Source organism: Bosea sp. (in: a-proteobacteria) (assembly GCF_023953965.1).
GTDB lineage: Bacteria > Pseudomonadota > Alphaproteobacteria > Rhizobiales > Beijerinckiaceae > Allobosea.
The window spans coordinates 242,649-263,912 of the sequence record NZ_JAMLIX010000002.1 but is presented as its reverse complement, the minus strand read 5'-3'; the positions used below and the strand labels follow the sequence as shown (position 1 = coordinate 263,912).

Genomic DNA, 21,264 nt, shown 5'->3' with positions numbered 1-21,264 from the left:
GATCAAGTCGCAGCAAGGCCCGTGCATGTCCCAAGGCACTCCGGAATCCACCTCCGTCTGGCTCAGATCGCGCGGCGAGCCATCGCTGACCGACGTCTTCAGGACGGTCGCGGTGACGCCGAATTCCTCGACATGGCGCAAGTTCCTCGCCTTCTTCGGGCCGGGCTATCTCGTCGCGGTCGGCTATATGGACCCCGGCAACTGGGCGACCTCGCTCGCCGGCGGCGCCCAGTACGGCTACACCCTGCTCGTCGTCGCGCTGGTCTCGAACCTGATGGCGATCATCCTGCAATCGCTCTGCGCGCGGCTTGCCATCGCCACCGGCCGCGATCTCGCGCAAGCCTGCCGCGACGCCTATCCGCCTTATTTCGCCCGGCCGCTCTGGCTTCTGGCGGAGCTCGCGATCTGCGCGACCGACCTCGCCGAGGTGATCGGCACCGCGATCGGCCTCAACCTGCTCTTCGGCGTTCCGCTCGAGATCGGCGTCATGATCACCGCCTTCGACGTCTTCCTGATCCTGTGGCTGCAGACGCGCGGCTTCCGCTGGATCGAGGCTTTCATCATCACGCTGCTCGGGGTGATCACGCTGTGCTTCGGCATCCAGATCGCGCTCGCCGATCCGAACTGGGGCGAGGTCATCCGCGGCTTCGCGCCGACGACGCAGATCGTGACCGATCCGAACATGCTCTACATCGCGCTCGGCATCATCGGGGCGACGGTGATGCCGCACAACCTCTACCTGCACTCCGGCATCGTGCAGACCCGCGCCTATGGCGAGACGCTGCCCGAAAAACGGGAGGCGCTGAAATTCGCGACGATCGATTCCACCGTCGCGCTGTGCTTCGCGCTCCTGATCAACGCCTCGATCCTGATCCTCGCCGCCGCGACCTTCCACAAGGCGGGGCACCACGACGTCGCCGAACTCGGCCGGGCGCAGGAACTGCTCCAGCCCCTGCTCGGCGCCTCGATCGCGCCCTCGCTCTTCGCCATCGCCCTGATCTGCTGCGGCCTGAACTCGACCGTGACCGCGACCATGGCCGGGCAGATCGTGATGGAAGGTTTTCTGCGCATCCGCCTGCCCGCCTGGCTGCGGCGGCTGGTGACGCGGCTCGTCGCGATCGTGCCGGCGATCGTCGTCACGCTGATCTATGGCGAGGGCCAGACGGCGAAGCTGCTCATCCTCAGCCAGGTCGTGCTCAGCCTGCAGCTGCCCTTCGCGGTGGTGCCGCTGGTGCTATTCACCGCCTCGAAAGGCAAGATGGGCGCGCTCGTCGCCCCGCGCTGGCTCAGCCTGACCGCAGGCGTCATCGCCGCGATCATCATCGCCTTGAACCTCAAGCTCCTGTTCGACGTCGCGACGGGAGCGGTGTGAGGGGCGAAGCGCTCAGCGCTTTCCGCCGCCCATCGAGCCCAGAATGCCGCGCAGGATCGCGGTGCCGACCTGCCGGCCGATCGAGGTCGCGGCCGAGCGCACGGCCGAGTTGATGGCCTTCTCGGCCATGCTCTGCGGCAGCGGGCCGCCGCGCGAGCCGGGCCCGGTCTTCGGACGCGGCTGGGGCGATCCGCCGCCGAACCAGCCGCCGATCGTGTCGAGGATGCCGCCTTCGCCCGCCGGCGCCTCGATCGCCGAGCCGTCCGGATTGAGGTTCTTGCGCTGCATCAGCACCTCATAGGCCGACTCGCGGTCGATCATGGTGTCGTACTTGCCCTTTTCGGGCGAGGCGTCGATCGCCTGACGGCGCTGCTGCGGGGTGCAGGGGCCGACCTGCGCCATCGGCGGCGCGATCAGGGCGCGCTCGACCATCTCGGGCGAGCCCTTGCCTTCCAGCATCGAGACCAGCGCCTCGCCGACGGCGAGCTGGCTGATCGCCTCCTCGGTCTTGATCTTCGGGTTCTGGCGGAAGGTCTCGGCTGCGGCGCGCACCGCCTTCTGGTCGCGCGGGGTGAAGGCGCGCAGCGCATGCTGGACGCGGTTGCCGAGCTGGGCGAGCACGGTATCGGGGATGTCGAGCGGGTTCTGGGTGACGAAATAGACACCGACGCCCTTGGAGCGGATCAGGCGCACCACCTGCTCGACCGCGCTCAGCAGCGCCTTGGGCGCGCCGTTGAAGAGCAGATGCGCCTCGTCGAAGAAGAAGACGAGCTTCGGCTTGTCGAGATCGCCGACCTCCGGCAGCTGCTCGAACAGCTCCGAGAGCAGCCAGAGCAGGAAGGTGGCGTAAAGCCTCGGATTGTTCATCAGCTTGTCGGCGGCGAGGATGTTGACGATGCCGCGCCCGTCGCGATCCGTCTTCATCAGGTCGGCGATGTCGAGCGCCGGCTCGCCGAAGAAGAGGTCGCCCCGCTGGTTCTCCAGCACGAGCAGCGCGCGCTGGATCGTGCCGACGGTGGCCGCGCTGACATTGCCATATTTCGTGGTCAGATCCTGCGCGTTCTCGGCGATGAAGGTCAGGATCGCGCGCAGGTCCTTCAGGTCGAGCAGCAGGAGCTTCTGCTCGTCGGCGATGCGGAAGGCGATGTTGAGCACGCCTTCCTGCGTGTCGTTGAGGTCGAGCAGGCGGGAAAGCAGCAACGGCCCCATTTCGGAGATGGTGGCGCGGACCGGGTGGCCCTGCTCGCCGAACACGTCCCAGAAGACGGTGGTGAACTGGTCCGGCTCGTAGGGGATGCCGAGCTCCTTGGCCCGGTTGACGAAGGGGGGCTTCGAATCGCCCGGTGCCACGATGCCGGAGAGGTCGCCCTTGATGTCGGCGGCGAAGACCGGGACGCCGTTCCTGGCGAAGCCTTCCGCCATCACCTGCAAGGTCACTGTCTTGCCGGTGCCGGTCGCCCCCGTCACCAGTCCGTGGCGGTTGGCGAGCTTGAGCAGGAGATTTTCGGGCTTGCCGCTCTTGCCGATCAGAATCGCGCCGTCACTCGCCATCGCATTCGCCCATGAGATTTTCCGGAACCTGATGGTGGGTGTAACCAAACGACGCGGCAGGCGGAAGCCCGACGCCGTTGGAATCGGGTCGTAAATATGTAAACTATTTTCCGAAGGCTTCGCGGCGAAGCCGTTTGGCGAGGGGTTTCAGGTCCATGGAAGAATTGCTCGCGCGGGTGGCGGCGGCGGCCGGCATCGACGAAGGGCTCGCCGGCAAGGCGATCGGCATCATCCTCGCCTTCCTGCAGAAGGAAGGTCCGGCGGCCGAGATCGGCGAGTTGATGGCGGCGCTGCCGGGCGCGCAGGCGCTCGCCGATGCAGAAGGCGGCGCCAAGGGTGGCATGCTCGGCGCGATCGGCGGGATGATGGGCGGCGGCGTGATGGCGCTCGGCGGCCAGCTGATGGGCGCGGGCCTTTCGATGGACCAGATCCAGCGCGTCTCGAAGGAGATGTTCGCGGTCGGCCGCGAGAAGGCCGGCGAGGACGCGATGGGCGCGATCGTCGGCGCGATTCCGGGTCTTGGCCAGTTCGTCTGAGCGCGGCGGGCTTTTCGTATCCCGCCGCCTTGCGGTGAAGGAGGGGTAGCGGTCCGCGCGCGCCCGTGGCAATCAGCGTTCCACGACCGTACATCGTACGGAATAGGAGCATCGGCGCGCATGACATCGACTGCCCCATCCGACCTTCCTTATCTCGACGCTTTCGCGGCGGCGTCGCATGACGCGTGGCGCGCGGCGGTCGACAAGGTGCTGAAGGGCGCCGATTTCGAGAAGCGGCTGGTCGGCCGCAGCGCCGACGGCATCCGCATCGAGCCGCTCTATCCCGCCGCGAGTGAGCCCGCACGCGCGTTGCGCGCCGAGGCCGGGCGCTGGCATGTCGCGGCCCGGCTCGACCATCCGCTGGCCGAGGCGGCGCGGGCGCTGGCGCTCGCCGATCTCGAGGGCGGCGCCGACACGCTGAGCATCAGCTTCGCCGGGGCGCCGGCCGCGCACGGCTACGGGCTTGCCGCCGACGATGTCGCGACGCTCGATGCCGCGCTCCACGGCGTGATGCTCGACCTCGTCCAGCTGCGCCTCGATCCGGCCCCTCAGGGGCGCATCAACGCCCTGCTGCTGGCGGCGCTGGTCGAGAAGCGCGGGCACGCGCCGGGCGGGCTTTCGATTTCGTTCGGGCTCGATCCGATCGGCGTCTTCGCCAGCCGCGGCTCGCTCAGCGCGCCCTGGCCGGAGCTCGGCCGCCGGCTCGCCGCGACGATCCGGACGCTGAAGGAACGCGGCTATGCCGGCCCCTTCGTCGAGGCCGACAGCCGGCCCTATCACGAAGCCGGCGCCAGCGAGGGCCAGGAGCTCGGCGCGGTCATGGCCACGGCGGTCGCCTATCTGCGCGCGCTCGAGGCGCAGGGCATGAGCCTGGCCGAGGCGCGCGACGCCATCGGTTTCACGCTGGTCGCGGATACCGACGCGTTCCTGACGGTGGCGAAGCTCAGGGCGGCGCGGCTGATCTGGAACCGCATCCAGCAGGCCTGCGGCCTGACGCCTGAGCCTGCCCGCATCCATGCCGAGACCGCCTGGCGGGCGCTGACGCGGCGCGACCCCCACGTCAACCTGCTGCGCGGCACCGTCGCCGCCTTCGCGGCCGGGATCGGCGGCGCCGATTCGATCGCCGTCCAGCCCTTCACCGCCGCGCTCGGCTTAGCCGACGCCTTCGCGCGCCGCGTCGCGCGCAACACCCAGCTCATCCTGCTCGAGGAGAGCAATCTCTGGCGCGTCGCCGATCCCGCCGCCGGCGCCGGCGGCTTCGAGGCGCTGACGCAGGCGCTCTGCGAGAAAGGCTGGCACGCTTTCCAGGCGATCGAGCGTGAGCCCGGCGGCGAGCCCGGCGGCATCGTCGCGGCCCTGGCCGAGGGCCGGCTCCAGCAGACGCTCGCCGCGCAGCGCGCCGCCCGCACGAAGGCGATCGCCACCCGCCGCGAGCCGATCACCGGCACGAGCGAGTTCCCCAATCTCCGCGAGGAAGCCGTCGCGGTGCTCGACGTCGCACCGGTCGGGCCGGATCTGCGCCATTCGCAAGGCAGCCTCGCCGAGCGGAACCAGAGCGAGCTGATCCGCTGCTTCGTCGGCGGCGCCGGCCGGGCCGAGGCATTGGCCGCGCCGGCCGCGGCGCTGCGCGCGCCAGCCCTGCCCTCGCTCAGGCTCGCGGCGCCGTTCGAGGCCCTGCGCGACAAGGCCGATGCCCAGCCGCGGCGCCCGGCCGTGTTCCTGGCTACGCTCGGCCCGATCGCCGATTTCACCGCGCGCGCTGGCTTCGCCCGCAACCTGTTCGAGGCCGGCGGCCTCGCGGCGCCGAGCGGCGACGGCTTCGCCAGGGACGGCACGACCGATCTCGACGCTCTGGTCGGCGCCTTCCGTGCCTCGGGCGCGAAGCTCGCCTGCCTGTGCGGCTCGGACGCCGCCTATGCCGAAGAAGGCGCAGCCGCGGCTGAAGCGCTCGTCAGGGCCGGTGCCACCGTCTGGCTCGCCGGCCGGCCGGGCGAGAGCGAAGCGGCATTGAACAAGGCCGGCGTCGCCTCGTTCATCTTCGCAGGCTGCGATGCGATCGAGACGCTGACGCAAGCGCAGGCCATCGCGAACACCTGACCGGAGAGAGACCGTGACCGCCATCGCGTTGACCATCGCCGGCTCGGATTCCAGCGGCGGCGCCGGAATCCAGGCCGATCTGAAGACTTTCGCGGCGCATCAGGTCTATGGCGCCAGCGTCATCGTGGCGCTGACGGCGCAGAACACCAGGGGCGTCAGTGCCATCCACGCCGTGCCGCGCGACTTCGTCGCCAGGCAGATGGACGCGGTCTTCGAGGATCTCGACGTGCATGCCGTCAAGATCGGCATGCTGGCGACGGCCGAGCTGATCGAGACCGTCGCAGCCGGGCTGAGGAAGCACGGGGCGAAGAACGTCGTGCTCGATCCGGTGATGATCGCGGCCTCCGGCGCGCGGCTGCTCGAAACGGCGGCGGTCGAGGCGATCCGCGCGCATCTCTTCCCGCTCGCGACGCTCGTCACGCCGAACCTGCCGGAAGCGGCAGCGCTCATCGGCACCAGCATCGCCCAGACCGATGCGGCAGTCGACGAGCAGGCCGACAGGCTCGCCGCGCTCGGCGCCGCGAACGTGCTGGTCAAGGGCGGCCATGGCGGGGGCGACGTCAGCAGCGACCTCTTGCTGCTCGCCGGCGGCACGCGCCAGCGCTTCAACGCGCCGCGCCTTTCCACCCGCAACACGCACGGCACCGGCTGCACCCTGTCCTCGGCGATCGCCGCCAATCTCGCCAAGGGGCAGGCCCTGCCGGAGGCGGTCGGCAACGCCAAGAGCTATATCTCCGCGGCCATCGCCGCCGCCGACCAGGTCGCGGTTGGCCACGGCCACGGACCGGTGCATCATTTCCATCACTGGTGGGAGAGCAAACCATGACCGCGATCCCGGATTTCACCAAGCTCGCCTTTGCCGGAGGTCGCCCCGCCGCCGGCGAGCTGCCGGCGGGCGAGGCCTGGCAGACGCCGGAGGATATCCCGGTCAAGCCGGTCTACACGGCGGCAGACCGCGACGGGCTGCCCTTCGTCGCGACGCTGCCCGGCCTGCCGCCCTATCTGCGCGGCCCCTATCCGACGATGTACGTCAACCAGCCCTGGACGATCCGGCAATATGCCGGCTTCTCCACGGCGGAGGATTCCAACGCCTTCTACCGGCGCAACCTCGCCGCCGGTCAGAAAGGCCTCTCGGTCGCCTTCGACCTCGCGACCCATCGCGGCTATGACAGCGACCATGCGCGCGTCGCCGGCGACGTCGGCATGGCCGGCGTCGCGATCGACTCGATATACGACATGCGCACGCTGTTCTCCGGCATCCCGCTCGACCAGATGAGCGTGTCGATGACGATGAACGGCGCGGTGCTTCCCGTTCTGGCGCTCTATATCGTCGCGGCCGAGGAGCAGGGCGTGCCGCAGGCCAAGCTCTCGGGGACCATCCAGAACGACATTCTCAAGGAGTTCATGGTCCGCAACACCTATATCTACCCGCCCTCGCCCTCGATGCGGATCATCGGCGACATCTTCGCCTTCACCTCGGCCAACATGCCGAAGTTCAACTCGATCTCGATCTCCGGCTACCACATGCAGGAGGCGGGCGCGACGCAGGACCTCGAGCTCGCCTATACGCTGGCTGACGGCGTCGAATACATCCGCGCCGGCCAGCGGGCGGGACTGTCGGTCGACGTCTTCGCGCCGCGGCTGTCCTTCTTCTGGGCGATCGGCATGAACTTCTTCATGGAAGTCGCCAAGATGCGCGCCGCCCGGCTGATCTGGGCCAAGCTCGTCCAGGATTTCGGCGCCAAGAACGAAAAATCCCTGCCGCTGCGCACCCATTGCCAGACGTCGGGCTGGTCGCTGACGGCGCAGGACGTGTTCAACAACGTGCCGCGCACGATGATCGAGGCGCTTGCCGCAACCCAGGGCCACACCCAGTCGCTGCACACCAACGCGCTCGACGAGGCGCTCGCCCTGCCGACCGACTTCTCGGCCCGGATCGCGCGCAACACCCAGATCCTGCTGCAGCAGGAGAGCGGCACCACCCGCATCATCGATCCCTGGGGCGGCTCCTATTACGTCGAGCGGTTGACCGCCGAGCTCGCCGAGAAGGCCTGGGGCCATATCCGGGAGGTCGAGGCGCTCGGCGGCATGGCCAAGGCGATCGAGGCCGGCATCCCGAAGCTCAGGATCGAGGAGGCCGCCGCCAGGACGCAGGCGCGCATCGACGCCGGCCAGCAGGCGATCATCGGCGTCAACTGCTACAAGCCCGACAGCGAAGCGGCGATCGAGGTGCTCAAGGTCGACAACGCCGCCGTGCGCGCCCGGCAGCTCGACAAGCTGAAGCGCCTCAAGGCCGAGCGCAACGAGAGCGAGACGCAAGCCGCGCTCGAAGCCTTGACCCATGGCGCGCAAGGCGACGGCAACCTGCTCGACCTCGCGGTCAAGGCGGCCCGCGCCAAGGCGACGGTCGGCGAGATCTCGCTGGCGATGGAGAAGGTCTTCGGGCGCCACCGGGCCGAGATCAAGGCGATCTCGGGCGTCTACAAGCGGGAGGTCGGCGAGATGAACCCAGCCGTCACGCGCGTCCAGCTGATGTGCCAGGCTTTCGAGGAGGCGGACGGGCGCCGCCCGCGCATCCTCGTCGCCAAGATGGGCCAGGACGGGCACGACCGCGGCCAGAAGGTGATCGCCTCGGCCTTCGCCGATCTCGGCTTCGACGTCGATATCGGCCCGCTCTTCGCCACGCCCGACGAGGCCGCGCGGCAGGCGGTGGAGAACGACGTCCACATCGTCGGCGTCTCCTCGCTCGCCGCGGGGCACCTGACGCTGGTGCCGGAGCTCAAGGCCGCGCTCGCCAGCGCGGGCCGGCCCGACATCATGATCGTCGTCGGCGGCGTCATCCCGCCGCAGGATTTCGATGCGCTGATCAAAGCCGGAGCCTCCGCGATCTTCCCGCCCGGAACCGTCATTGCCAACGCCGCCGAAAAACTGATCCAGGAATTGAACGAACGCCTCGGCTACGCCCAGCAGACCGCGGCGGAATAAAGCGAAGGCGGGCGCGGCCTGCCGGCAGCGCCCGCCCCATGATCACGACCGACGTGGCGACACTTACCGCCAGCCGTAACCATAGCCCGCGCGCGGCGGCACCGGCCGCATGCCGAAACCGTCGGAATAGCGATGCCAGCGGCGCTGGCCCCAGAAGCCGTGGACGGCCGGCGGCGCCGGACGCCAGCCATAGCCATAGGCCGGGCGCTCGAAGGAGCGCTCATAGCGGCCACCGAAGGCATGGGCCTCGCCAGATCCGGCGGCGAGCGAAGCTGCGAGCACGGCGCCGCCGAAAGCGAGGGCGGCCAAACCGGTACGGGCGCGATTGGCAAACATGATCCGACATCCTGTTCCCGGCAGGGGTCGCCCTGCCACGGACCGGACCTTCGCAGATCGCGCCTGAACGGGTTTTGAGGGCGCCGTTCAGCCGGCGTTTAACTTGCGGAAAGCTGCTCGCGCTTGAGCAGGAGCGAGGCCGCGATCACCACGATCGCGACCGCCGCGATCATGATCGTGCAGGCGGCGTTGATCTCGGGCGAGACGCCGAGCTTGACGGCCGAATAGAGCCGCATCGGCAGCGTCGTCGCGCCGGGCCCCGTGGTGAAGCTCGCGATGACGAGATCGTCGAGCGAGAGGGTGAATGCCAGCATCCAGGCCGCCGCCACCGCCGGCCAGATCAGCGGCAGCGTCACCGTCCAGAAGGTGACGAAGGGCGTGGCGCCGAGATCCTGCGCCGCCTCCTCGAGCGAACGATCGAAGCCCGCCAGCCGCGACTGCACGACGATGCAGGCGAAGCCGAGGCTGAAGGTGGCGTGGGCGATCGTCACCGTCCAGAAGCCGCGCTCGACATCGGCTGCGACGAAGAGCAGCAGGAGCGACAGCCCCGTCACCACCTCCGGCATGACGAGCGGCGCCAGCACCATGCCGGAGAACAGGGTGCGCCCGCGGAAGCGGCCATGGCGGGCGAGCGCCAGCGCGGCGAGCGTGCCGAGCACCGTCGCCAGCGTCGCCGAGACGATGCCGAGGCGGATCGAGAGCCAGGCGGCGGCGAGCAGCGGCTCATTCTGCATCAGCGCGCCGTACCAGTGGGTCGAGAAGCCGCCCCAGACCGTCACCAGCCGCGAGGCGTTGAAGGAATAGGCGACGAGCGTCAGGATCGGCAGGTAGAGGAAGGCGAAGCCGACGATCAGCGCGAGGATCAGTCCGGGGCCGAGGCGCGTCACGCCGCAAGCTCCCGCTTCAGCCGGGCGCGCTGGAGCCAGACCAGCGGCAGGACGAGGACGACGAGCAGCACCACCGCCACCGCAGAGGCCAGCGGCCAGTCGCGGTTGGAGAAGAACTCGCTCCACAGCACCTTGCCGATCATCACCGTATCGGGGCCGCCGAGCAGGTCGGGGATGACGAACTCGCCCACCGCCGGGATGAAGACCAGCGCGGAACCGGCGAGGATGCCGGGCAGCGAGAGCGGCAGCGTCACCGTGAGGAAAGCCGTGACCGGCGTCGCGCCGAGATCGGCCGCCGCCTCGAGCAGGCCGCGATCGAGCTTCTCGAGCGTCGCGAAGAGCGGCAGCACCATGAAGGGCAGATAGGAATAGACCATGCCGATCAGCACGGCGGCCTCGGTGTTGAGCAGGCGCAGCGGCCCGCTCTCGAAGCCGATGAGGGCAAGCGCCGCATCGAGCAGCCCGTCCGGCCGCAATATGCCGATCCAGGCGTAGACGCGGATCAGGAAGGAGGTCCAGAACGGCAGGATGACGAAGACGATGAGCACGCCGCGCCAGCGCGACGGCGCGGCCGCCATGGCATAGGCGAGCGGATAGCCGATCGCCAGCGCGAGCGCAGTGGTCAGCGCCGCGATGCGCAGCGAATAGAGATAACTCTGCCAGTAGAGCGGATCGTCGCCGAGCAGGCTGAAATTCGCGAGGTCGAGCTCAGAGAGGAATTCGCCGAGCTGGGCAAATCCCTCCCAATGCGGCGCATAGGGCGGCAGCGCCGTCGCCGCCTGCGAGAACGCCATGCGCAGCACGATGGCGAAGGGCGCGAGGAAGAACAGCGCCAGCCAGAGATAGGGCACGGCGACGACGAGGCGGGAAAGCCGTCGCAGCGAGGCACTCCCGCTCATGGCGGCAGCACCACGCCGGCCTCGACGTCCCAGGAGAGCCAGACCTCGTCGTCCCAAGCGAAGGGCCGGGCCAGCCGGCGCGTGCGGTTGGCGAGCGCGACCTTGACGAGCTGGCCGCCCTCCCCGCCGAGCATCACCTGGATCATGGTGAAGTCGCCGAGATAGCCGATGTCCCAGATCTCGCCGCAAACCTTGTTGACGGCCCCAGCCGGCTCGTCATGGGCGATCTCGATCTTCTCGGGCCGGATGCCGATCAGCAGGGCATCGCCGGGCTTCAGCGCCGGCGCCTCCTCGTCGAGCTCCACCGGCCCGATGCGCGGCACCTCGGCACGCACCAGCTCGCCCTCGACGGACGCGATCCTCCCCTCGAAGATGTTGATGTCGCCGACGAACTCGGCGACGTGGCGGTTGGCCGGGGCCTCGTAGATCACGTCCGGCGGGGCGATCTGGACGAGCCTGCCATGGTCCATCACCGCCATGCGGTCGGCCATCGTCATCGCCTCGTCCTGGTCGTGGGTGACGACCATGAAGGTGAGGCCAAGCTCGCTCTGGAGGTCCATCAGCTCGAACTGGGTCTGCTCGCGCAGCTTCTTGTCGAGCGCCGCCATCGGCTCGTCGAGCAGCAGGAGCTTCGGGCGCTTGGCGAGCGAGCGGGCGAGCGCGACGCGCTGGCGCTGGCCGCCGGAGAGCTGATGCGGCTTGCGCGCGCCCAACCCCGAGAGCTTGACCAGCGCCAGCATCTCCTCGACGCGGCGGGAAATCTCGGCGCGCGGCAGCCTCTCGCGCCTGAGCCCATAGGCGATGTTGCCGGCGACGCTCAGATGCGGGAACAGCGCATAGGACTGGAACATCATATTGATCGGCCGCAGATGCGGCGGGATGGCGGTGATGTCCTGGCCGTCGAGCAGGATTACCCCTTCGTCCGGCGTCTCGAAGCCGGCGAGCATGCGCATCAGCGTGGTCTTGCCGCAGCCGGAGGGGCCGAGCAGCGCGAAGAACTCGCGCGGGTAGAGCGCGAGCGAAAGCCCGCTCACGGCCGTGACGGCACCGAAGCGCCTTGTCACGTCCCGGAACTCGACCAGCGGCTTCGCCGCCGGGTCGTTCCAGGGCTGGAAGGCCCGGCGCACGCTGCCGGGCGAGGTCTTCCTCATGGTGTTACGTTCACTTGGCGCCGCGTTCACTTGCCGGTCTTGACGCGGGTCCAGAGCCGGTTCACCAGCCGCTGCGACTTCTGGTCATAGGGCGTGATCGTATAGAGCAGCCCCATCACCTCGTTCGACGGGTAGATGCCGGGGTTGTCGCGCACCGCAGCCGAGAGGAACGGCTTCGAGGCCATGTTGCCGTTGGCGTACTGGATGAAGTCCGAGTTCTTCGCCGCCATCTGCGGCCGGTTGACGAAGTCGATGAACTTCATCGCCGCCTCGACATTGGCGGCGTCCTTCGGGATCACGAAGGAATCGAACCACATCAGCGCGCCTTCCTTCGGGATCGAATAGGCGATCTCGACACCGTTCTTGGCTTCCTCGGCGCGCTTCCTGGCCTGGAGGATGTCGCCGGAATAGCCGACGGCGAGGCAGATGTCGCCGTTCGCCAGCGCGTTGATGTATTCGGACGAGTGGAATTTCTGGATATGCGGGCGGATCTTGCGCAAGAGCTCGCCGGCCTTGTTGAGATCGGCTTCCTTCTTGGAATCCGGGTCGAGGCCGAGATAGCGAAGCGCCGCCGGGAACATCTCCTCGACCGCGTCGAGCACATGGACGCCGCAATTCGACAATTTCTTGAGCTGGTCGGGCTCGAACACGATCTTCCAGGAATCGAGCACCGCATCGGGGCCGAGCCGCTCCCTGACCTTGGCGACGTTGTAGCCGATGCCGGTCGTGCCCCACATGTAGTTCACGGCATACTTATTGTCGGGATCGTATTTGGAGAGCCTCGCCTGGATCTCGGGCCAGAGGTTCTTGAGGTTTTGCGCCTTGTCCTTGTCGACCGGCTGATAGAGGCCGAGCGGGATATGACGCGGCAGGAAGGAGGCCGTGACCACGATCAGGTCGTAGCCGGTCTTGCCCGCGAGAAGCTTGGTCTCCACCGTCTCCATCTGGTCGAAGGTGTCGTAGACGACGGTGACGCCGGTTTCCTTCTTGAAGGCGTCGAGCACCTCCGGATCGACGTAGTCGGACCAGTTGAAGATGCGCAGCTGCTTGTCCTGCGCGGCCGCCGGTGCGGCGAGAAGGCCCAATCCGATCGCGCAGGCGGCAATCGCCTCGGTCAGTCGCTTCATCATCCTACCCAATCTGTTCCTCCATCGCACCCAGGCGCGCGCACGCTACCAGCTTTCACCCCGGCATCAACCGCCATCGGGCGCGACGCAACGCCCGCGCACAGGCAAGCGCCTGACGCAAGCGTGATCGGCGGCGATCTTGCCCGCCCGCGCCGCCGTGCACATACCCTGTCCGATGCGCCTTTTCCGCCGCTTCCTGCTGTTCTTCGCCCTCGCCTTCCTGCTGCCGCTGATCAGCCACGCGGGCTGGTGGGCCTGGCAGACACACTCCCCCGACTGGCGCCGCGCCGACTGGACAAGCGCAAAGCTCCTGCCCGCGGCGTCGACCGAGCCGGAAGCGACGGTGCATCTCTTCGCCGCGCGCGTCGGGCGCTGGCGCGGCATCTTCGCGCATCATTCCTGGATCGTGCTGAAGGAGCGCGGCGCCAGCGCCTATACGCGCTTCGACGTCGTCGGCTGGGGCGCGCCGGTCAGGGTCAACCACCGCGAGGCCGACGGGCGCTGGTTCGGCAACCTGCCGGAACCGGTCAGCGAGATCCGCGGCGCGGCGGCCGAGGCGCTGATCCCCCGCATCCGGGCGGCGGTCGAAACTTACGCCTATTCGAGCCCCGGCAGCTATCTCGCCTGGCCGGGGCCGAACTCGAACAGCTTCGTCCAGCATGTGCTTGCCGAGGTGCCGGAGCTCAGACAGGCGCTGCCGCCGACCGCGATCGGCAAGGACTGGCGCGCCGATGGCCTCTTCGCCGGGCTCACCGCCAGCCGCACCGGCATCCAGGCGTCGCTCTACGGGCTTCTCGGCGTGACGGTGGGCTGGGTCGAGGGCGTCGAGGTCAACCTGCTCGGCCTTGTCGCCGGACTCGATCTGCGCAGCCCGGCGCTGAAGCTGCCGGGCTGGGGACGGATCGGGGTTTGAGCCATCCAGCGAACCTTGAAAAGCCGAGACGAAAACGTTACATGTAACGCTCGCAAGGAGAGCCGACATGCCCGCCTCGACGGCCAGACGCGTTCAGAAGCGCCGCGACACCCTGCGAGCAGCCGGGCTGCGACCGGTCCAGATCTGGATTCCCGATACGCGCCGGCCCGGCTTCGATGAGGAATGCCGCCGTCAGGCTCGCCTCGTCGCCGTCAGCGACAGCGCCGATCGGGATCTGGAGGCGTTCCTCGACGCCGCGCTGGAAGACCTGGACCGCGCTCCCGAATGAAGCGTGGCGACCTCGTCACCGTCGCGCTCGCGGGGGATTTCGGCAAGCCGCGCCCGGCCCTGATCATTCAGGCCGATCCGTTCGAGGCGACGGCGACGGTGACCGTGCTGCTCATCTCCAGTGATCTCGTCAATGCCCCGCTGGTCCGGCTGGCGGTCGAGCCGGACGCCACCAACGGCCTGCGCCTTACCTCCCAGATCATGGTCGACAAAGCGATGACCCTGCGCCGGGACCGGATCGGCCGGGTTTTCGGCCGCCTCGATGCCGAGACGCTGATCAGCGTGAATCGCTCGCTGGCGCTGTTTCTCGGTCTCGGCTAGCCCCTCACACCGCCTCGAAGGCCTGCGCCAGGTCCGAGATCAGGTCCTCGACATTCTCGATGCCGACCGAGATGCGGATCAGGGCATCGGTCAGGCCGATCTCCTCGCGCAGCTCTCGGGCGACGCCGGAATGGGTCATCGCCGCCGGATGCGAGACCAGCGTCTCGGTGCCGCCGAGGCTGACCGCGAGCTTCATGATCTGGAGGTGGTCGAGCAGCGCGAAGGCTTCCGTCTCGCCGCCCTTGACGTCGAAGGCGAAGGTCGAGCCCGCCGCCGTGCACTGGCGGTCGAAGACGGCCTTGCGCGGGTCGCCATCCTTGAGGTTGCCGAGATAGTGGACCCTGGCGACCTTCGGGTGGCTTTCGAGATATTCCGCCACGAGCCTGGCGTTCTCGTTGGCGCGGCTCATGCGGATGTCGAGCGTTTCGAGCGAGCGCATCAGCATCCAGCAGGAATTCGGGTCGGCCTGGGTGCCGAGCGAGCCGCGCCACGCCTTGACCTGGCGCACCAGTTCGTCGGAACCGCTGATCGAGCCGCCGACGAGGTCGGAATGGCCGCCGACATATTTGGTCAGCGAGAGCAGCGTCAGGTCGGCACCCTGCTTCAGCGGCTTCTGGTATTTCGGGCCGAGCATGGTGTTGTCGACCACGACGGGCGGGCGGTGCCCCTGCGACGCCGCAAGCTCGTCGGCGACCGTCTTGCAGGCGGCGAGGTCGACGAGGCCGTTGGTCGGGTTGGCCGGCGTCTCGACCAGGATCATCGCGACGCGGCCCCTGGCGGCGGCCTCCTTCGCGACGGCGCGCATCTGCGCGATGTCGAGCCCATCGGTGAAGCCGAAGGGCGTGACGCCGAAGGCGCCCATCTGGTTCTTCAGGAGCGTCTCGCTGCCGCCATAGAGCGGGCGCGAATGCAGGACGGTGTCGCCGGGCCTGAGGAAGGCGAGGCAGGTGGTGGCGATCGCCGCCATGCCGGAGGCGAAGACGGCGCATTTCTCGGCCTCGTCCCAGATCGCCAGGCGATCCTCGAGGATCTCCATGTTCGGGTGGTTGAAGCGCGAATAGACGAGGCCCGGCTTCTCGCCGGGCTTCGGCCGGCGCCGGCCGGAGGTGAAGTCGAAGAACTCCTTGCCCTGCCGGGCGTTCTCGAAGACGAAGGTCGAGGTCAGGAAGACCGGCGGCTTCAGCGAGCCCTCCGACATGGCCGGCGAATAGCCGAAGCCCATCATCAGCGTCTCGGGGTGGAGCCTGCGGTTGGCGATCCGGTCCTTGTGATAGTCGTCTGCGCTCATGGCTCTCTTCCTCTGCAAGGCCGGTTTGCGCCGCCAGATTAGCGCCATCGCCGCGCCATGGCTCGTATCAATCGATGCCGGCTCAGCCGCCGCCGCGCTCCATGGCGCGGCGCACGACCTGCGTGACCTCGCTGTTCGAGAGGAAGAGATCGTGGCGCAGCATGCTCCAGCCCCGGCCGGAGGTGTCGGCGACGCGCACGCCCAGCGCCTCGAGCCGCGTGCGGTCGGCGGAGCCGGCCCGCGCCACGCCGCCGGCGATGCGGGCGGAGACCGCCAGCGCCCGGTCGCCCGGATCGATGATCACGGTCATCCGATGCGCGAGCGGCCCGAGCTTCCTCACCGTCTGCTCGAAGGCGTCGATGTCGACATCGGGCGAAGCCAGCACGACCGAGCCGATCCTGGCCTGGATCTCCGGCGAATCACGCAGCTCGCGCAGGCCCTCCAGCGTCAGGAACGTGCCCATCGAATGCGCGACGATGTGGATGCGGCCCACCGTCGGATTGGCGATCAGCGCCTGCAGCGTCTGGACGAAGCCGTCGCGCGACCACAGCGCGCTCTCCCGGTCATAGGCGTAGTCGAACAGCCTGCCGCCGGAAGGCCAGGTGAACAGGGCCGTGCGGCCCTGGAATGCGAGCGCATGCGAAAGCTGGCCGGCGCTGCGCGCGGCGGTGTCGAAGGTCTCGTTGAAGCCGTGGATATAGAGCAGCACATCCTGCCCGTTCGCCGCCGCCGCGAAGGCGCCTGCCGCGCCGTCCGTGGTCTCGCGGGCGATTCCGAGCACGGCCCAGTCGCCGCTGACCGCCGAGGAGACGCGGCCGGCGATGCCGCGCCCGGGTGGTGAAAGCCGCGCCTCGGCGAAGGTCAGCCTGCCGCGATCGGTATCGAAGTAGGGCGCGACGTTGCCGGTGGAGCGGCGCGTCGTCATCACGAGCAGGCGCGGGTCGCGGCCGAGCGCCGAGCCGTCGGCGCGCTCCGGCTCGGAGAAGGGCGAGACGCTCGCCTCGCTCTGCGCGCAGGCGGAAAGCCCGAGCGGCAGCAAGGCGGCGAGCGCCAGCGAACGGCATGAGAAGGCACGCCTCGTAACGGGCATCAAGACGGTCATCCGGGTCGATTGCGAGAAGCCGCGCGGGCGGCGGGGCCTCTAAAGACAGCTCAACGCGGCCAGAATGGGGCGGGCCTCAGCGCATGCCGCCGGAAAGGATGGTGATCGGCGCGCCGACGACGAGGCCTACGGTCGAGCCGACCGTGCCCGCCAACCCGCCGGCGATGTCGCCGAGCCGGTCGCCGAATTGCGGCCCGGCGAAGCCGATGCCCTTGTCCTGCCTGAGCCTTTCGCCGATGAGCTGCACCACCTTCGGGGAGGACGCGAATTTCGCGTGGTTCAAGCTGTCGCCGGAGGATATCTCGGAGAGATCGATCAGCCGGGCGCCGAGCTTCTCCAGCGCCACGATCGTCTCGGTGTCCTTGCTCGACACCGCTCCCAGCCGCGTCTTGTCGCCGGCGAAGCGCCGCGAGAAGGCGAGCGCGCGGTCGTCGGCCGAGACGAAGACCGTCACCGGCCGCTTGATCTCGCGCATCTGCGTCTTGAACACGTCGAGATCGAGGTCCGGCGCCGCGAGTATCACGTCGCGCAGCTTGCCGCCGAAGGTGCCGTCGCCCCGGATCGCGGCCTGGCGCAGCGTCTCCATCGTCAGGAACGTGCCCATGGAATGGGCGAGGATGTCCATGCGCGAGGCGCCGAGATCACGCGCGATGGCCCGCAGGTTCCGCTCCAGGAAGTCGCGCGAGTAGAGGGCGCTCTCGCGGTCGTAAGGATAAGCCAGGAGTTCGCCGCGCGAAGGCCAGGTGAACAGCACCGGCACGCCCTTGAAGCCGGAATCGAAGACGATCTGGGCGAAGCGATAGGCCGCATCGGCGAAGTTCGTGTTGTAGCCGTGGATGAAGATCAGCACGTCGCGCTGGGAGGGCGGGCGCCGCTGCAATTCCTTGCGCACGTCGGAGACGACCGGGGCGAGCTCGAGCTTCTGGATATAGGTCGCGGCGAAATGCTTGGACGGGTCGCCCGGCCCCGAATCGGGCAGTTCCAGCTCGCCGGACTTGTGGGAGCGCGGCACGGTGATGTCGAGACGGGCGAAGGAGAGCTGCGGGCCCCGCTCGCCGCTGAAATAGACCGGCTGCGCGGAAGCCTCGCGCGTGGTCGCCACGAAGAGCTGGACCGTCCCGGCGATGTCGCCCTTCGGCGCCTGGCTCAGCTCGAGCACGCGCGGCGTGCCGCAGGCGGCAAGCGCGAGCGGGAGGAGCAGGGCGGCCAGGAGAACACGAAACCGCATCGCCACGCACATCGTTTCCGAGGACAATCGGCCTCTCGTCTCACCGCCGTGGCGGATTCACAAGAGGCGTCCATGACACAGTGACGGAGCAAGTGAGGCGCGCGGGCGCCTTGTCGCCCGCGCTCATGGCTTGCTAACTGGCGCCATGGTCGACAGAATCTCCCCAGCCGAGGCGCTCGGCGATGCCCTTCTCGCCGGCGAGCGCGCCGCGCTGGCGCGCGCGATCACGCTTTCGGAATCGCGCCGCGCCGATCATCGCGACGCGGCGCAGGCCCTGATCCGGCGGCTCCTGCCCCACACCGGCCGCGCCATCCGCGTCGGTATCACGGGCGTGCCCGGCGTCGGCAAATCGACCCTGATCGACGCGCTGGGCAGCCACCTCACGGCGAACGGCCACAAGGTCGCGGTGCTCGCGGTCGATCCCTCCTCGACCCGCACCGGCGGCTCGATCCTCGGCGACAAGACGCGGATGGCCCGGCTCGCCATCGACCGACAAGCCTATATCCGACCCTCCCCTTCCTCGGGCACCCTCGGCGGCGTCGCCGCCCGGACCCGCGAGACGATGCTGCTCTGCGAGGCGGCGGGCTTCGACGTCATCCTGGTCGAGACCGTGGGCGTCGGCCAGTCCGAGACCGCCGTCGCCGACCTCACCGACTTCTTCCTCGTGCTGATGCTGCCCAATGCCGGCGACGAGCTGCAGGGCATCAAGAAGGGCATCATCGAGCTCGCCGACATGATCGCGGTCAACAAGGCGGACGGCGACGGCGCGACGGCGGCGCGCGCGGCGGCGGCCCAGTACCGGGCGGCGCTGCGCATCCTCGCCCCCGCCTCGGGCCCGTGGAGCACGCCGGTCGTGACCGTCTCGGGGCTGACGGGGGCGGGCCTCGACGCGCTCTGGTCGAAGATCGAGGAGCATCACGCCCGGCTCGAGGCCAGGGGCCTGATCGCCGAGAAGCGGCGCCGGCAGGACGTGAAATGGATGTGGGCGATGGTGCAGGACCGGTTGCAGGCGAAGCTCAGGCACGATCCGGTCCTGAAAGCCCGCGCGCCGGAGCTGGAAGCCGCCGTCGCGGCCGGGCGCCTGGCCCCCACCGCCGCCGCCGACGAGATCGCGCGGGCGCTCGGGCTGTAGGGCATGTCGATAATTGCTGGATTGCTTCCAGTCGAAACCACCTCTGTCATCCCGGGGCGCGCACCCGGCCGACCTCGATACCGTTCCAGTTCCTCAGCACGGCCTCGCTGAGCGGCGCGAAAGCGGCTCGCGTGGCCTCGTCCATCGGCAGGAAACGGGCGATCAGCGCGCCGATCGCGACCTCCGCGGCGCGGCCGGCGCCGTCGTCGCATTTCACGGCGAGCCCCAAACCCAGCTCCGGGAGGGCTGCGCAGTAGACGCCCTCGGCACCGGTCTTGGTGAAGGCGCGCCGACCGAGCACGCCCATCAGCCGCGTATCGTAGCGGTCCGTGCCGGCGACAATGAAGGGATGGGCCGCGACGGCGGCACGGATCAGCGCCGCCGCCTTCGCCCGCTCCGGCGGGAGGCCGTGCCCGGTGCCGAGCCGCGCGAAGCCCAGCGCCAGCGCCGGAAGCGGCACGGCATAGGTGGGGATCGAGCAGCCGTCGATGCCCATCCGCTCCGGGCCGTGGGCCGCGCCGGTCACCGCCTCCAGCGCGCCGCGCACCGCCTGCTGCACGGGGTGGGCGGGCTTGACATAGCCGGCCGGATCCTCGTCCAGAGCGCAGGACAGGCAGACGAAGCCGGCATGCTTGCCCGAGCAGTTGTTGTTGAGCGCGCCGGGCTCGGCGCCCGATTTCGCCAAGGCGCGGGCGGCTGGCTCGCCGATCGGCCAATGCGCGCCGCATTCGAGGCAGCCGGCGTCGCGGCCGGCCTTGCGCAGCATCGCAAGCGCCGTCTCGACATGCCGCGGCTCGCCGGAATGCGAGGAGACGGAAAGCGCGATCTCGGCCTCCGTCAGCCCGTAGCGGTCGGCGGCGCCGCTCTCGATCAGCGGCAGCGCCTGGATCGCCTTGACCGCGGAACGCGGAAAGACCGGACGCCCGACCTCGCCGGCCGAGAAGACCACGCCGCCATCGGCGTCGACGACGATCGCCGCGCCGCGATGGCGCGATTCGACGACGTTGCCGCGCGTGACCTCGGCGAGGACCGGATTTTCCATGGCGACCTCCGCTGCCCGCCCGTCGCGGGCCCGCCGCCTTTTGGCGCCGGCGCCGGGTTCTTGTCAAAAGCGCTGGCGCGAAGCGCGCCGGGCTGCCACGCTCGCGCCCGACATCGACCCTTCAACGACGGACCCGCCATGCCGCCGGACTACGAGAGCGAATATGGCAACCGCGCCCGCGTGCCGGAGCATCCGCGGATCATCGCCGGCTGGCAGGCGGATGCGGCAGCCTATCGCGCCGCCGCTCCTTGCGAGCTCAACGTCTCCTATGGCGAGGGCGAGCGCCAGGCCTACGACCTGTTCAAGCCCGAGGCGATGCGCGGCAACGCGCTGGTGATGTTCATCCATGGCGGCTACTGGCAGGCGCTGGATCGCCAGCATTTCTCGCATATGGCGCGCGGGTTGAACCGGCTCGGCCTGGCCGTCGCCGTGGTCGGCTACGATCTGTGCCCGCAGGTGCATCTCGGCCATATCGTCTGGGAATTGCAGCAGGCGACCGCCGCGCTCTGGCGCCGCTTCGGCCTGCCCGTCGTCGCGACGGGGCATTCAGCCGGCGGGCATCTCGCCGCCTGCACGCTCGCCACCGACTGGAAGAACGTCGACCCCGACCTGCCCGACCAACTCGCGCCCGCCGCCTATGGCATCTCCGGCCTCTACAACCTGAAGCCCCTGACCGAGACCAGCCTCAACAAGGCGCTGAACCTCAGCCTGGAGGCGGCCGAGCTCGAAAGCCCGCTGTTCTGGCCAGCGCCGTCGCGGCTGACGATGGACGCCGTGGTCGGTGCCGAGGAGAGCGCGGAATATCTCAAGCAGAGCCGCCGGCTGGTCGATGTCTGGGGGCTGGAAGGGGTCGCGACGCGCTATGAGGAAATCGCCGGAGCCAATCATTTCACCGTGCTCGCCGGGCTCTCCGAGCCGGAGAACGCGATGACACGGCGGATCGCCGCACTCGCGGGCGCTTGATCTCAACGCATCCGCGGTTCTATCCAGACAGCATTCCAGAGTTTGG

At 69.0% G+C, this 21,264-nt stretch carries 20 protein-coding genes; 10 read left to right on the top strand and 10 right to left on the bottom strand.

Annotation, left to right across the window (positions count from 1 at the left end; genetic code table 11):
- Positions 1-25 precede the first annotated feature (25 nt).
- The gene (locus tag M9917_RS16160) at positions 26-1,372 is read left to right on the top strand and encodes an Nramp family divalent metal transporter (RefSeq protein WP_297255362.1); all 1,347 of its coding nucleotides are present in this window, start codon (positions 26-28) and stop codon (positions 1,370-1,372) included.
- A gap of 12 nt (positions 1,373-1,384) precedes the next feature.
- Here the strand turns inward: M9917_RS16160 and M9917_RS16155 are convergent, their stop codons facing one another.
- A complete protein-coding gene (locus tag M9917_RS16155; protein ID WP_297255360.1) occupies positions 1,385-2,923 on the bottom strand; it encodes a helicase HerA-like domain-containing protein in 1,539 nt (512 codons plus the stop codon).
- Positions 2,924-3,078: 155 nt separating this feature from the next.
- Between M9917_RS16155 and M9917_RS16150 the strand changes: the two genes are divergently transcribed.
- The 4 genes from M9917_RS16150 to scpA all read left to right on the top strand — a co-directional run bounded on the left by M9917_RS16150 (position 3,079) and on the right by scpA (position 8,541).
- Positions 3,079-3,459 (top strand): DUF2267 domain-containing protein, encoded by a 381-nt coding sequence (locus M9917_RS16150; RefSeq protein WP_297255358.1) that lies wholly within the window; start codon positions 3,079-3,081, stop codon positions 3,457-3,459.
- A gap of 120 nt (positions 3,460-3,579) precedes the next feature.
- Complete coding sequence (locus M9917_RS16145; protein WP_297255356.1) at positions 3,580-5,556, top strand: methylmalonyl-CoA mutase family protein; 1,977 nt, start codon at positions 3,580-3,582, stop codon at positions 5,554-5,556.
- A 13-nt stretch (positions 5,557-5,569) separates the two neighbouring features.
- A complete protein-coding gene (thiD, locus tag M9917_RS16140) occupies positions 5,570-6,382 on the top strand; it encodes a bifunctional hydroxymethylpyrimidine kinase/phosphomethylpyrimidine kinase (RefSeq protein WP_297255355.1) in 813 nt (270 codons plus the stop codon).
- Entirely contained in the window at positions 6,379-8,541 is a 2,163-nt protein-coding gene (gene scpA / locus M9917_RS16135) for a methylmalonyl-CoA mutase (protein WP_297255351.1), read from the top strand. The genes thiD and scpA overlap by 4 nt, the downstream gene beginning before the upstream one ends.
- A 63-nt stretch (positions 8,542-8,604) precedes the next feature.
- Here scpA and M9917_RS16130 read toward each other — a convergent pair whose 3' ends face one another.
- The 5 genes from M9917_RS16130 to M9917_RS16110 form a co-directional block, all read right to left on the bottom strand.
- A complete protein-coding gene (locus M9917_RS16130) occupies positions 8,605-8,877 on the bottom strand; it encodes a hypothetical protein (RefSeq protein ID WP_297255350.1) in 273 nt (90 codons plus the stop codon).
- Positions 8,878-8,975: 98 nt separating this feature from the next.
- Complete coding sequence (locus M9917_RS16125) at positions 8,976-9,764, bottom strand: ABC transporter permease (RefSeq protein WP_297255348.1); 789 nt, start codon at positions 9,762-9,764, stop codon at positions 8,976-8,978.
- Entirely contained in the window at positions 9,761-10,663 is a 903-nt protein-coding gene (locus M9917_RS16120) for an ABC transporter permease (RefSeq protein ID WP_297255346.1), read from the bottom strand. Before M9917_RS16120 ends, M9917_RS16125 begins: the two co-directional genes overlap by 4 nt.
- Positions 10,660-11,814, bottom strand: a complete 1,155-nt coding sequence (locus M9917_RS16115) for an ABC transporter ATP-binding protein (RefSeq protein WP_297255344.1) — start codon at positions 11,812-11,814, stop codon at positions 10,660-10,662. Before M9917_RS16115 ends, M9917_RS16120 begins: the two co-directional genes overlap by 4 nt.
- 26 nt (positions 11,815-11,840) lie before the next feature.
- Positions 11,841-12,944 (bottom strand): polyamine ABC transporter substrate-binding protein, encoded by a 1,104-nt coding sequence (locus M9917_RS16110; RefSeq protein ID WP_297255343.1) that lies wholly within the window; start codon positions 12,942-12,944, stop codon positions 11,841-11,843.
- 172 nt (positions 12,945-13,116) lie between these two features.
- Here M9917_RS16110 and M9917_RS16105 point away from each other — a divergent pair, with 172 nt between their 5' ends.
- The 3 genes from M9917_RS16105 to M9917_RS16095 all read left to right on the top strand — a co-directional run bounded on the left by M9917_RS16105 (position 13,117) and on the right by M9917_RS16095 (position 14,463).
- On the top strand, positions 13,117-13,854 hold the full coding sequence (locus tag M9917_RS16105) for a DUF3750 domain-containing protein (RefSeq protein WP_297255341.1): 738 nt from the start codon (positions 13,117-13,119) through the stop codon (positions 13,852-13,854).
- A 67-nt stretch (positions 13,855-13,921) separates the two neighbouring features.
- The gene (locus tag M9917_RS16100; RefSeq protein WP_297255339.1) at positions 13,922-14,143 is read left to right on the top strand and encodes an antitoxin MazE family protein; all 222 of its coding nucleotides are present in this window, start codon (positions 13,922-13,924) and stop codon (positions 14,141-14,143) included.
- Positions 14,140-14,463: a type II toxin-antitoxin system PemK/MazF family toxin gene (locus M9917_RS16095; RefSeq protein ID WP_297255337.1), complete on the top strand. Its 324-nt coding sequence runs from the start codon at positions 14,140-14,142 to the stop codon at positions 14,461-14,463. Before M9917_RS16100 ends, M9917_RS16095 begins: the two co-directional genes overlap by 4 nt.
- A gap of 4 nt (positions 14,464-14,467) precedes the next feature.
- Here M9917_RS16095 and M9917_RS16090 read toward each other — a convergent pair whose 3' ends face one another.
- The 3 genes from M9917_RS16090 to M9917_RS16080 all read right to left on the bottom strand — a co-directional run bounded on the left by M9917_RS16090 (position 14,468) and on the right by M9917_RS16080 (position 18,081).
- A complete protein-coding gene (locus M9917_RS16090) occupies positions 14,468-15,751 on the bottom strand; it encodes a cystathionine gamma-synthase family protein (RefSeq protein WP_297255335.1) in 1,284 nt (427 codons plus the stop codon).
- Between the two features lie 82 nt (positions 15,752-15,833).
- Positions 15,834-16,841, bottom strand: coding sequence for an alpha/beta hydrolase (locus tag M9917_RS16085; protein WP_297255334.1), 1,008 nt, complete (start codon positions 16,839-16,841; stop codon positions 15,834-15,836).
- A gap of 88 nt (positions 16,842-16,929) precedes the next feature.
- On the bottom strand, positions 16,930-18,081 hold the full coding sequence (locus tag M9917_RS16080; RefSeq protein ID WP_297255332.1) for an alpha/beta hydrolase: 1,152 nt from the start codon (positions 18,079-18,081) through the stop codon (positions 16,930-16,932).
- Between the two features lie 145 nt (positions 18,082-18,226).
- Here M9917_RS16080 and meaB point away from each other — a divergent pair, with 145 nt between their 5' ends.
- Positions 18,227-19,213 carry a methylmalonyl Co-A mutase-associated GTPase MeaB gene (gene meaB / locus M9917_RS16075; protein WP_297255330.1) on the top strand — a complete coding sequence of 329 codons (987 nt, stop codon included), beginning with the start codon at positions 18,227-18,229 and terminating at the stop codon, positions 19,211-19,213.
- A 46-nt stretch (positions 19,214-19,259) separates the two neighbouring features.
- On the opposite strand, the gene M9917_RS16070 is transcribed toward meaB, so the two are convergent.
- Complete coding sequence (locus M9917_RS16070; protein ID WP_297255328.1) at positions 19,260-20,255, bottom strand: asparaginase; 996 nt, start codon at positions 20,253-20,255, stop codon at positions 19,260-19,262.
- Between the two features lie 138 nt (positions 20,256-20,393).
- Here M9917_RS16070 and M9917_RS16065 point away from each other — a divergent pair, with 138 nt between their 5' ends.
- A complete protein-coding gene (locus M9917_RS16065) occupies positions 20,394-21,218 on the top strand; it encodes an alpha/beta hydrolase (protein WP_297255325.1) in 825 nt (274 codons plus the stop codon).
- Positions 21,219-21,264 lie beyond the last annotated feature (46 nt).

What these genes read in the sequence shown, in the direction of transcription:
- M9917_RS16080 (WP_297255332.1), bottom strand. Translation starts at nt 18,081, where the DNA reads ATGCGGTTTCGTGTTCTCCTGGCCGCCCTGCTCCTCCCGCTCGCGCTT.
- meaB (WP_297255330.1), top strand. Translation starts at nt 18,227, where the DNA reads ATGGTCGACAGAATCTCCCCAGCCGAGGCGCTCGGCGATGCCCTTCTC.
- M9917_RS16100 (WP_297255339.1), top strand. Translation starts at nt 13,922, where the DNA reads ATGCCCGCCTCGACGGCCAGACGCGTTCAGAAGCGCCGCGACACCCTG.
- M9917_RS16150 (WP_297255358.1), top strand. Translation starts at nt 3,079, where the DNA reads ATGGAAGAATTGCTCGCGCGGGTGGCGGCGGCGGCCGGCATCGACGAA.
- M9917_RS16095 (WP_297255337.1), top strand. Translation starts at nt 14,140, where the DNA reads ATGAAGCGTGGCGACCTCGTCACCGTCGCGCTCGCGGGGGATTTCGGC.
- M9917_RS16115 (WP_297255344.1), bottom strand. Translation starts at nt 11,814, where the DNA reads ATGAGGAAGACCTCGCCCGGCAGCGTGCGCCGGGCCTTCCAGCCCTGG.
- M9917_RS16130 (WP_297255350.1), bottom strand. Translation starts at nt 8,877, where the DNA reads ATGTTTGCCAATCGCGCCCGTACCGGTTTGGCCGCCCTCGCTTTCGGC.
- M9917_RS16085 (WP_297255334.1), bottom strand. Translation starts at nt 16,841, where the DNA reads ATGCCCGTTACGAGGCGTGCCTTCTCATGCCGTTCGCTGGCGCTCGCC.
- M9917_RS16070 (WP_297255328.1), bottom strand. Translation starts at nt 20,255, where the DNA reads ATGGAAAATCCGGTCCTCGCCGAGGTCACGCGCGGCAACGTCGTCGAA.
- M9917_RS16155 (WP_297255360.1), bottom strand. Translation starts at nt 2,923, where the DNA reads ATGGCGAGTGACGGCGCGATTCTGATCGGCAAGAGCGGCAAGCCCGAA.
- M9917_RS16090 (WP_297255335.1), bottom strand. Translation starts at nt 15,751, where the DNA reads ATGAGCGCAGACGACTATCACAAGGACCGGATCGCCAACCGCAGGCTC.
- M9917_RS16160 (WP_297255362.1), top strand. Translation starts at nt 26, where the DNA reads ATGTCCCAAGGCACTCCGGAATCCACCTCCGTCTGGCTCAGATCGCGC.
- M9917_RS16065 (WP_297255325.1), top strand. Translation starts at nt 20,394, where the DNA reads ATGCCGCCGGACTACGAGAGCGAATATGGCAACCGCGCCCGCGTGCCG.
- M9917_RS16105 (WP_297255341.1), top strand. Translation starts at nt 13,117, where the DNA reads ATGCGCCTTTTCCGCCGCTTCCTGCTGTTCTTCGCCCTCGCCTTCCTG.
- M9917_RS16120 (WP_297255346.1), bottom strand. Translation starts at nt 10,663, where the DNA reads ATGAGCGGGAGTGCCTCGCTGCGACGGCTTTCCCGCCTCGTCGTCGCC.
- M9917_RS16145 (WP_297255356.1), top strand. Translation starts at nt 3,580, where the DNA reads ATGACATCGACTGCCCCATCCGACCTTCCTTATCTCGACGCTTTCGCG.
- scpA (WP_297255351.1), top strand. Translation starts at nt 6,379, where the DNA reads ATGACCGCGATCCCGGATTTCACCAAGCTCGCCTTTGCCGGAGGTCGC.
- M9917_RS16110 (WP_297255343.1), bottom strand. Translation starts at nt 12,944, where the DNA reads ATGATGAAGCGACTGACCGAGGCGATTGCCGCCTGCGCGATCGGATTG.